Source organism: Pseudorhizobium flavum, assembly GCF_044142885.1.
In the GTDB taxonomy this organism is placed as follows: domain Bacteria; phylum Pseudomonadota; class Alphaproteobacteria; order Rhizobiales; family Rhizobiaceae; genus Neorhizobium; species Neorhizobium flavum.
The window spans coordinates 334,007-343,675 of sequence record NZ_JBIOKZ010000004.1 but is presented as its reverse complement, the minus strand read 5'-3'; the positions used below and the strand labels follow the sequence as shown (position 1 = coordinate 343,675).

7 protein-coding genes and 3 pseudogenes are annotated in these 9,669 nt (G+C 58.3%); 8 read left to right on the top strand and 2 right to left on the bottom strand.

What is annotated here, in order from left to right:
* The 8 genes and pseudogenes from ACEPP2_RS11095 to ACEPP2_RS11060 all read left to right on the top strand — a co-directional run.
* Positions 1-186 (top strand): annotated as a pseudogene (locus tag ACEPP2_RS11095) (plasmid pRiA4b ORF-3 family protein); the annotation flags it as partial.
* A gap of 34 nt (positions 187-220) precedes the next feature.
* Positions 221-628, top strand: a pseudogene (locus ACEPP2_RS11090) (DEAD/DEAH box helicase family protein); the annotation flags it as partial.
* 185 nt (positions 629-813) lie between these two features.
* A pseudogene (locus ACEPP2_RS11085) lies at positions 814-2,009 on the top strand (IS3 family transposase).
* Between the two features lie 30 nt (positions 2,010-2,039).
* Positions 2,040-2,963, top strand: coding sequence for an ArsR/SmtB family transcription factor (locus ACEPP2_RS11080; RefSeq protein ID WP_395516638.1), 924 nt, complete (start codon positions 2,040-2,042; stop codon positions 2,961-2,963).
* A gap of 97 nt (positions 2,964-3,060) precedes the next feature.
* A complete protein-coding gene (gene arfA / locus ACEPP2_RS11075) occupies positions 3,061-4,572 on the top strand; it encodes an arabinosylfuranosidase ArfA (protein ID WP_395516637.1) in 1,512 nt (503 codons plus the stop codon).
* Positions 4,573-4,623: 51 nt separating this feature from the next.
* Positions 4,624-5,898 (top strand): extracellular solute-binding protein, encoded by a 1,275-nt coding sequence (locus ACEPP2_RS11070; RefSeq protein WP_395516636.1) that lies wholly within the window; start codon positions 4,624-4,626, stop codon positions 5,896-5,898.
* A 92-nt stretch (positions 5,899-5,990) separates the two neighbouring features.
* Entirely contained in the window at positions 5,991-6,875 is an 885-nt protein-coding gene (locus ACEPP2_RS11065) for a carbohydrate ABC transporter permease (protein WP_395516635.1), read from the top strand.
* On the top strand, positions 6,872-7,714 hold the full coding sequence (locus tag ACEPP2_RS11060) for a carbohydrate ABC transporter permease (RefSeq protein WP_395516634.1): 843 nt from the start codon (positions 6,872-6,874) through the stop codon (positions 7,712-7,714). Before ACEPP2_RS11065 ends, ACEPP2_RS11060 begins: the two co-directional genes overlap by 4 nt.
* A 46-nt stretch (positions 7,715-7,760) precedes the next feature.
* On the opposite strand, the gene ACEPP2_RS11055 is transcribed toward ACEPP2_RS11060, so the two are convergent.
* Together ACEPP2_RS11055 and ACEPP2_RS11050 are read right to left on the bottom strand one after the other, a co-directional pair.
* Positions 7,761-8,846, bottom strand: coding sequence for an ABC transporter ATP-binding protein (locus ACEPP2_RS11055; RefSeq protein WP_395516633.1), 1,086 nt, complete (start codon positions 8,844-8,846; stop codon positions 7,761-7,763).
* A gap of 165 nt (positions 8,847-9,011) precedes the next feature.
* Positions 9,012-9,653, bottom strand: coding sequence for a ThuA domain-containing protein (locus ACEPP2_RS11050; RefSeq protein ID WP_395516632.1), 642 nt, complete (start codon positions 9,651-9,653; stop codon positions 9,012-9,014).
* Positions 9,654-9,669: the final 16 nt, after the last annotated feature.

Here is a 9,669-nt window from a genome sequence, read left to right as displayed (position 1 = left end):
GAGTTCCTGAACGCAATGGCAAAGCCTCGACATGCACAACACCGCGAAGTCGTGGCCTGGTACGGAGGTCGCTTCGAGCCGGACAATATTGGTGTCGATACGATCAATGATCGGATAGCTAAGATCGCGCGCCGCCGAACCCTTGGAAAAGTTGGTTACGCCAAAAGCCAGAACAACCGCCACTGACCGGAAGCCGGCCCATCCGCGGCCTACGCCGGATGCTTACCGTAAATTCGGCGGCTCCCATCTGAAACGTCCCGGCGCCTCAGGCGCCTTCGTTCTTTATGGGCACCAGAAACTCGGCATCTGGCGGATCATCGCCGATGGCTCGACCTACCTCGCACACGCCGTCGGCGCCGGCAAGACGATGACCATGGCCGCCGCCATCATGGAACAGCGGCGGTTCGGCCTGATCGCCAAGGCGATGCTCGTCGTACCCGGACATTGCCTGGCACAGGCTGCCCGCGAATTCCTGGCGCTCTAACCGAACGCGCGGATCCTGGTCGCCGACGAGACCAACTTCACCAAGGACAAGCGCGCCCGCTTCCTGTCGCGGGCGGCAACGGCGACTTGGGATGCGATCATCATCACGCATTCGGCGTTTCGCTTCATCGCGGTGCCCTCGGCATGAACTCACAGCATCGATACTGAGCGAACGAGGTTTGTGAAGAGGACTACCTGGACGATCGATTACAAGTCTCGGCGCAATCAGGCCCCCGCAACCAACAAGACTCGTAATACAAGCCAATCAGCTTGAATAGCCCCTAGATTTGTAGACGCCTTCTTCCCTAGAACTGAGGCAAGGAGGCCTTCATGGGCAAAGGCAATTTCACGGAAGAGTTCAAGCGTGATGCGGTACGTCAGATCACCGAGCGCGGCTACCCCGTAGGGGAGGTTTCGCAGCGGCTCGGGGTCAGCCAGCATTCGCTCTATGAGTGGAAGAAGAAGTTCGGCGCATCGAACGGGAAGGCCGGCGACGAAGCCGACGAGATCAGGCGACTGAAGAAGGAACTGGCTCGCGTCACCGAGGAGCGCGACATCCTAAAGAAGCGGCCGCGTACTTCGCCAGGGATGCAAAGTGAAGTACGCATTCATTGCTCTGCATCGCCTGAGCTTCTCGGTGCGGACGATGTGTCGGCTTCTCCATGTACACCCGAGCGGCTTCTACGCCTGGCTGAAGAACCCGTTGAGCAAACGCGCCAGCGAGGACAAACGACAGACCGATCTCCTGCTTCAGGCTTGGGAGGAGAGCGGCAAGGTTTACGGCTATCGCAAGCTGCACGAGGATCTGCTCGACCAGGGCGAAGCGTGCTGCCCGAACCGCGTCGCGCGTCTGACAAGGCTTGCCGGGATCAAGGCGCAGATTCGCTACAAGCGCCGTCCCGGCATCTATGGCGGCAGGCCTTCCGTCGTTGTCGACAACACGCTTGACCGGCAGTTTGACGTAACGGCTCCTGACAAGGCCTGGGTGACGGATATCACTTACATCAGGACCTGCGAGGGCTTCGCCTATCTCGCCGTCGTCATCGATCTTTATTCGCGCCGGGTGATCGGCTGGGCAATGCAGACCCGTCAAACTACCGACGTCGTACTGCAGGCGCTGTTCATGGCGGTGTGGCGACGCAAGCCAAAGGATCAGGTTCTGGTCCATTCGGATCAGGGCTCGCAGTTCACCAGCATGGACTGGGCCGCGTTCCTCAAACACCACAATCTGGTTCACTCGATGAGCCGCCGCGGCAATTGCCATGACAACGCAGTGGCTGAGAGCTTCTTCAATCTTCTGAAGCGGGAGCGGATACGTCGCAGGACCTACCGTTCACGCGACGAAGCTCGTCAGGACGTGTTCGACTACATCGAAATGTTCTACAACCCGAAACGCAAGCACGTCAGAAACGGGATGCTGTCGCCTGTTGAGTTCGAGCGCTTGCAGAAAACATAGACCCGAGGGTGTCTACGAACTCGGGGCTATTCACTACCCACCAGCGTTGCGTCCATATCAAAAGATCTGATATCGATGCGTTGGAAGGATAGGTGGTTGAATGACTGGCAAAGTTCTGGTGATTGATCCTGTCGAACGTCAGGATCTGATAAAGGGGCTCGCGAGCGAGGTTCGTATCGGCATTTTAAAGCTTCTGCGGCGAGCGGGGGCAAAGAACGTCAATCAGATCGCCGAGAGCCTTGGACTGCCACAGTCTACAGTATCGATCAATCTCAAGATTCTGGAGGATTGCGGTCTTATCCACACGGAGAGCCAAAGGGCGCGCAAGGGAAGCCAGAAGCTCTGTCATTCCGCATTCCAGGAAATATTGATTTCCTTCGCTGAGACCGCGGCGGATGCCCATGACGATATGATCGAGGTCTCGATGCCGCTTGGACTCTATACCGAATTCGATGTCACCGGACCCTGCGGCCTTTGCTCGAAAGATGGCGTCATCGGGCTTCTCGACGTTCCGGATACTTTTCTTGATCCGGACCGAATGAAGGCCGGTCTGCTGTGGTTCACGCGGGGCTACGTCGAGTACCAGTTTCCCAACAACACGCTGATCAAGAAGGCGAAGCCGAAGGCACTGGAATTCTCGATGGAGCTGAGTTCGGAGGTTCCCGGCACTGCTGCCAACTGGCCGTCCGATATTTTCCTTCAGGTCAATGGTATCGACGTGGGAACCTGGACTTCACCTGGAGATTTTGGCGACAAGCGCGGCGTCTTCACACCCGATTGGTGGAAGCTCAAGGGTTCGCAATACGGAAAGCTGAAGAACTGGCGCATCAATGAAGTCGGCAGTTTCGTCGACGGCGTCAGGATTTCCGATGTGACGCTGGACGTGCTGGGCCTTGACCGGCACCGCTCAATCCGCATGCGCGTCGGCGTGAAAGAGGACGCCCAGCATCCCGGCGGGATCAACATCTTCGGAGCAGGGTTCGGCAACTACTCACAGGATATCGTGCTTCGAATCCAGATATGAGCCTCAGCGCCGTCTTGACGAACGCCCGATGCTCCGCTTTAAATACCACAAAACCGGATACAAACCGGTTATTGTGATATAAAGGGTGGAAGGGACCATGGACGCTCGAGTCACCGCGCATGCGCATTATTCCATCGGCGAGATAGACAAGCGTCTCTACGGCTCCTTCCTGGAGCATCTCGGTCGCGCCGTCTATACCGGCATCTATGAACCTGGCCATCCATCGGCGCTTCCTAGCGGTATGCGGCAGGATGTGATAGACCTCGTGCGGCAACTCGATACGCCCATCTGCCGCTATCCCGGCGGGAACTTCGTTTCGGCCTATAATTGGGAGGATGGTATCGGACCGAAGGCGGAGCGCCCGACGCGGCTCGATCTTGCCTGGCGTACCTCCGAATCGAACGAGGTCGGCATCCACGAATTTGCCGAATGGGCGGAGGCTGCCGGAACCGAGATGATGCTGGCGGTGAACCTCGGCTCGCGCGGGCTCGATGCCGCACGCAACTTCGTCGAATACGTCAACCATCCAGGCGGCAGCTACTGGTCTGACCTGCGACGCAAGAACGGTCGCGCAGAACCTTGGGACGTTAAATTGTGGTGCCTTGGCAACGAGATGGACGGTCCATGGCAGGTCGGCCACAAGAGCGCTGCCGAGTATGGACACCTTGCTAACGAGACTGCCAAGGCTCTGCGCGCCTTCGACGACAAGCTCGAACTCGTTGTCTGCGGTTCCTCCCATTCCGAGATGCCGACCTATCCGCAATGGGAAGCAACCGTTCTGGAAGAGACATACGAGCAGATCGATCACATTTCGCTGCACATGTATTTCGAGAACTACGAAAAGAATACAACCGAATATCTGGCTCTTCCCCATAAGCTCGATCGCTACATAGGCACCGTCGGCGGCGTGATCGACTTCGTCAAGGCGAAGAAACGCTCCAACCGAGAGGTGAAAATCTCGTTCGACGAATGGAACGTCTGGTATCACGAGCGCAAAAGCGACGCTAAGCGGATGAAGGAGTGGGACTGGCCACACGCGCCGGTGCTTCTGGAGGACATCTACAATTTCGAGGACGTCCTCCAGGTAGGATGCATTCTCAACACCTTTATCCGCAGGTCCGACCTTGTGCGCATCGCCTGTATCGCGCAGCTCGTCAACGTGATCGCTCCGATCATGACGGAGCCTGGCGGAGCGGCCTGGCGCCAGACAATATATCATCCGCTGCAGCTTGCCTCCCGCTACGGTCGCGGCACCGCACTGGACCTTGATGTCGACTGCCAGTCATATACCTCAGATATCGCCGGATCCGTTCCGTATCTCGATGTCTCCGGCGTCCATGATGCCGAGGCAGGCTGGCTGACCTTCTTTGCGGTCAACCGTCACGGCCAGGAACACATGGACATCGAGCTTTCGGTTGAGCGGTTCGGGACGATCAAGGGGATCGAGCACACCCTTATCAAGCACGATGACCTGGAAGCGAGGAACACTAAGGACAATCCCGAAAACGTGAAGCCGCAGCAGGTGGAGGGCACGGCTAGCCTGGAGGAAAATCGCGTGCGCGTTACGGTGCCGCCCTATTCCTACTCGATGATCAGGATCAAGCTCTAGTTCGTTCACAAGTGGCGGTAGGAGGCCACTTCATCCAGGGAGGAGAAGACGATGGCGAATTGGTACAGGTTGACGAAGGCGCTTGTGGTTGCGACGGGGCTGATGACCTCCGCCGCACACGCGCAAGAAACCGTCGTGTGGTGGGACTTCCTTGCCGGCGGCGACGGGGTGCGCATGAAGCAGCTGATCAGCGATTTCAACGCCGCCCATCAGGGTGAGATCAAGATCGACGCGACCACGCTTGAGTGGGGCACGCCTTTTTACTCAAAGGTTCAAACGTCTGCTGCCGTTGGCGAGGCGCCGGACGTGATGACCTATCACGCAAGCCGCATTCCCCTTGCCGTAAAGCAGGGGATCCTGCAGGAGATCACCCCCGAGGACTGGAACACCATGGGGCTGGGCAAGGATGATTACGCAGCCGCCACCTGGGATGCGGTGACCGTCGATGGCAAGCAATATGCAGTGCCTCTCGATACCCATCCGATCGTGCTCTACTACAATAAGGACTTGCTGGCGAAGGCCGGTGTCCTTGGCGATGACGGCAAGCCGAAGGGGATGGACTCACGCGAGGGCTTTGAGGCGACGCTTCAGGCCCTGAAGGGCTCCGGAGTGAAATTCCCACTCGGGTCTGTCACCGCGGACGGTAACTTCATGTTCCGCACCATCTATTCGCTCATGGGCCAGCAGGACGGAGAGTTGATGACCGGCAACGAATTCCTTGCCGGAGATAATGCGGAGAAGCTGCAGAATGCGCTGTCCGTGCTGCAGGATTGGACGAAAAACGGTCTGCAGTCCACCTATACGGATTATCCCGCAACGGTCGCTCTCTTCACCTCCGGTGAGGCGGCAATGATGATCAACGGCGTCTGGGAAGTTCCGACGATGACGGATCTGCAGAAGGAGGGCAAGCTCTTCGAATGGGGTGCCGTCGAACTGCCGGTGATCTTCGACCATCCCTCCACTTATGCCGATAGCCACACGTTCGCGATTCCGGCAAACAAAGGCGAGGAGATGACTGCTGAGAAGCGTGCGGCAGTGCTCGAGGTGATCAGCTGGATATCCAAGAACTCGCTGCTCTGGGCAACGGCAGGTCATATTCCTGCCTATGGTCCAGTGACGGCTTCGGCGGAGTATGAGGCGATGGAGCCAAATGCGACCTATTCCTCGCTGACATCGAACATGATCTTCGACCCGAAGACACCGCTCGCCGGTATCGCGGGCCCGATCTTCGACGTCATGTCGACTTACTTCGTGCCAACGCTGAACGGCGAGATGGAACCAGCAGAGGCCGTGGAGGAGATAAAGCTCGGTCTCGAGGACCTTTGAATTGATCCCCTGGCCAGGCTGGACTCTGCCTGCCTGGCCAGATGGTTCGCCGTACATTGTTCAGCCGCCGGGGGGGAGGGATATCAGGGAGCATGCTGAGGAATAGACGCAGCGAGATGATGTTTGCCCTAGCGCTCGTCGCGCCTTTCGTGGCGATCTACGGGCTTGTCTTCATCTATCCGACCATCAAGCTTTTCATGATCAGCCTGACGGACGCTCCTCTAATCGGAGAGGGCAGTTATGTCGGCTTGGCGAATTATACCCGTCTGGTTAGTGACCGTCGGTTTGAAACGGCCTTGTGGAACACCGGCTATTTCGTCCTGCTGACTGTCATCCCAGGGACAATTGTCGCCTACGCGATCGCACTTGGTGTGAACCGGCTGTCAGGGCGAATGCAGGCAGCCGTCCTGGCGCTGTTCTTTCTGCCGTATATCCTTCCCGTTTCCGTGGTTTACCTGATCTGGGACTGGACACTGAACTTCCAGTTCGGGATCGCGATGTATGTCTTTGACCTTCTCGGGATCCAGCGGATCCCGGTCTTCAAGTCCACTCTCTGGTTCATGCCGGCGGTGGGCCTGATCACCATCTGGTGGACCGCCGGCTTTTCGATCCTGCTTTTCCTGGCCGGCTTGCGCGCCATTCCGAGAGAGATTTACGAGGCAGCAGCTCTAGACAATGCGGGGAGGTGGGCGACGTTTTCGCGCATCACATGGCCTTTGATGTGGCCGGTGACTGCGCTGGTCTTGACGATCCAGCTGATCTCGCAGCTGAAGATCTTCGATCAGGTCTATCTGTTCTCGACCGGCGGGCGGCCAAATGACAACCTGGTCCTCGTCTACTACATCTTTCTGCGGGCCTTCCAGTCCGACCAGGGAGGACGTGCGGCCGCCGCTGCCGTGGTACTCTTCTTTATCGTCATTGTCGTCTCGGTTCTTAATTTCCAGCTGACGAGGCTTTCGGGAGGCCGCAGCCGATGAATGCGCAGACCGCACGTCGCCTCAATCTCGCCGGCCTTCTCATCACCCTGTTCACCGTTGTTGCCGCGATCCTTTGGGCGTTTCCCCTTTACTGGGGCGTGGTCTCGTCGCTGAAGCCGGAAGATGAAGTGGTCCGGCCTTATATCGAACTTTGGCCGGATACGTTGACGTTCTCTCATTACATCTTTGCATTGACCGAGACCGAGATCGGCCGGTGGTACCTTAACTCCGTCGTCACGGCGCTTAGCGTCACTGTCCTGACGGTATCGTCTTCCTTGCTGTGCGGTTATGCGATCTCGCAGCTGAAGTTCCCGTTTCGCAACCTGCTGTGGTGGCTGATCCTGGCGAGCTTCATGGTTCCGATGCAGACGTTGATCGTCAACCACTTCGAGTTGGTCGCGAACCTCGGCCTGATCAACACCTGGGCGGGGATCGTGCTGCCGCAGCTGATCCACCCGGTTATCATCATCGTTTACAAACAGTTTTTTGATGGCATTCCAAAGGATTTCCGAGAAGCGGCAGTCATGGACAACGCTTCAGAATGGCGGATCCTAACTCGCATTTACATACCGATGAACTGGGGTGTCACGACGGCGCTCTGCATCGTCTGCTTCATCTGGTCGTGGAATTCGTTTCTCTGGCCGTTCCTCGCGGTCACGCGTACAGACATGATGACGATCACCGTCGGCATTACTCAGGTGAACGACGCCTTCGGCGTCTATTATGCTCGCGAACTAAGCGCAGCCGTTCTGGCGGGTCTGCCGGTCGCGCTGGCGTATCTGATCTTTCAGCGGCGCGTTACGGAAGCGATAACGCTGTCAGCGGGTATCAAAGGGTAGCGGCAGGACGCATCCGGTCTCTCGACCACGGCAATTGCGGAGTGCCCTAGTGTGCTGCGTAGGACTTGCCTGCTGTGTCGAACAGATGAATGGCGCTCGGATCAAAACGCAGACGGACGCGATCTCCGGCGCGCACGGGAGAGCGGCCTGCATCCTGAGCAATGATCTCCGTTCCATCGTCGAGCCTGCAATAGGCAAGGGTGCGCTCGCCCAGGCGCTCGACGACGTTGATACTCGCCTCCGTCGTCTCCCCCGGAGGAGCATCCCCCTGCGTCAGCACCTGCACGGCTTCGGGACGAATGCCGAGGTCGAATCGACCTGCGCTCGGTACGGGAGCATCGACGTGCATCTCAAAGCCGTTGCGCATACGGATCGGTCCCGGTCCTGGGCGGGAGACTTCCACGGGAAGGAAGTTCATGCCTGGCGAGCCGATGAAGCTTGCAACGAAGCGCGAGGCCGGTCGCAGATAAACATCCATCGGTGCACCGATCTGCTCGATCTTGCACTTGTTCAGCACGACGATACGGTCGGCGAGCGTCATTGCCTCCGTCTGGTCGTGGGTGACATAGATCATCGTGGCGTTCATCCGCTGATGCAGTTGCGCCAACTCCACGCGAGTTCGCACGCGAAGGGCGGCATCGAGGTTTGACAGCGGCTCGTCGAACAGGAAGGCTTTCGGCTCCTTGACGATCGCCCGGCCGATCGCCACTCGCTGGCGCTGGCCTCCCGAAAGCTGCGCAGGCCTACGGGCCAGCAGTTCTTCCATCTCCAGCATGCGCGCGGCTTCCTGGACCCGCGCATCGATTTCCCTGGCGGGCATTCCGATGTTGCGCAGACCAAACGCCATGTTCTCGCGAACCGTCATATGCGGGTAAAGGGCGTAGTTTTGAAATACCATTGCCACGTTACGCTGGCCAGGCGGGAGTGTTTCACTGCGCACGCCGCCGATCGTCAGGGCGCCGCCGTCGATGCTTTCCAGCCCGGCGATCATGCGCAACAACGTGGACTTGCCGGACCCGGAAGGACCCAAGAAAACCACAAGTTCTCCCGGTTCCACCGTGAGTGACAGGTTCTCGATCACGGACACCGCGCCATAGCTCTTGGACACGTTCTCCAGCCGAATATCCGCCATCCTCTCCTCCTCCTTTACCGTCGGGATCATCTTTCCCGGTACGTATCAGAAGTCAAGATATATAGGCGGGGCGGCATTTGGTGTGTCCGCGTCGGTGAGCTAGCGGGCGACATCCCGTCGCCGTTCTCAAGGCGTGTAAAGAGGGCATGGCCTCAAGGTTGGGTCTCAGCGGGCTGCCCAGTTGGCGCCGCGGCGGTAGATCTCTCTCATCTGCGGGACGTTGAACTCTTCTGCCACATGGCCGAGGGAGGAGTAGAAGACGCGGCCCTTGCCGTAGTGCCGTTTCCAGACGACCGGCATGACCACGCCATCGATCCACCATGCATGGTCTCCGGTGAACGTGGTCGTCGCCAGCACCTCGTTGGAAGGATCGACATGCATGTAATATTGCTCGGAGTGGTAGGGGAAGTCGGAGATGCCTTCCATGACGGGATCGTCGGGCCGGGTGATGTTGACGGTATAGTCGATGATGTTGCCGGGATGGGCGACCCACTGGCCGCCGACGATAAACTGGTATTCGACACATTCACGGAATGCGTCGCCCGCTCCACCATGATAGCCCGCCAGCCCCACGCCGTTCTCGATTGCGGTCGCGAGGTTCTTGGCCTCTTCCTTCTCGATCTTCGACATCGTCATGATCGGTACGATGAGCGAAAGGTCGTGAATTGAGGGGTCGGCAAAGGCCTCGGTGCTGCGCTCGACATACACGTTGAAGCCGTCCTTCTGGAGCATGTCCTTGATGATCTCGGAGCATTGTTCCGGTTCGTGGCCGCTCCAGCCACCCCAGACTATCAGGGCTTCCCGCATGTTCTGTTCCTTTCGT